Here is a 699-nt window from a genome sequence, read left to right as displayed (position 1 = left end):
CCTCTCCCCGGCTCGCACCCGAAACGGTAGGGCAGCTATTCACCCCACCGTAACACGATCACGCTAACGCGCGTCAGCATTCTTTGCCCGCCGGGCCTCCGGGCACTCAGAAAATCTTGCCGAACGGCTGATTGCGAGCATAACGAATCTTCCGTCCACAAGGACAGAGCCATCCCCTATCCATGACGGAGTAGAACAGTCTGAACTCAGCAACGAGCACGAAGAGTGTCGACTCCGACAGCACCAACATCGCCCCTGCGCGCTGCCACTTATCATGGAATCACAGCAGGCTGTGGCCATCGAGATAAGGCTAATCGTGCTGAATGAAATCCTCCACCGCCGATCGCAGCCAATCGTAAAAGTGCGGATACTCAGCTCGCTGCTCTCGTCCGGGAGTAGTGAAATCATGGATTATGCATACCTTGCCGCTACCCACATCCCAGCATGCGACATCGTCGTTATCCTCGCGACGCGCAAAGGGCACTAGCTGCCGCTCCGGGAATCGCTCCCGCAGGCCCGATATGCGCACCCGCAATCTGTCGCCTTCCAGTAGCCACCACGGCTCCAGACTAATCAAGCCCGACTCGGCAGCACGCATAAAGGCGTCGGGGTAAGTAAAGCCACCGGGAAGCTCTTTTTCTGAAAGTAGATCAAGCACCTTATTCTCCGTTCCATCCGGTGACATCCGACCCCATGGGG

At 57.4% G+C, this 699-nt stretch carries 1 protein-coding gene; it reads right to left on the bottom strand.

Annotated elements, in window-relative coordinates; genetic code table 11:
* Window positions 1-310: 310 nt before the first annotated feature.
* Window positions 311-699 (bottom strand): hypothetical protein (locus KUM32_RS36015; RefSeq protein WP_217146120.1); only part of this gene is annotated, 389 nt, incomplete at its 5' end.

Source organism: Streptomyces sp. AC627_RSS907, assembly GCF_019049165.1.
The sequence above is the reverse complement of the archived record's forward strand: the minus strand, read 5'-3'. Positions and strand labels throughout refer to the sequence as shown.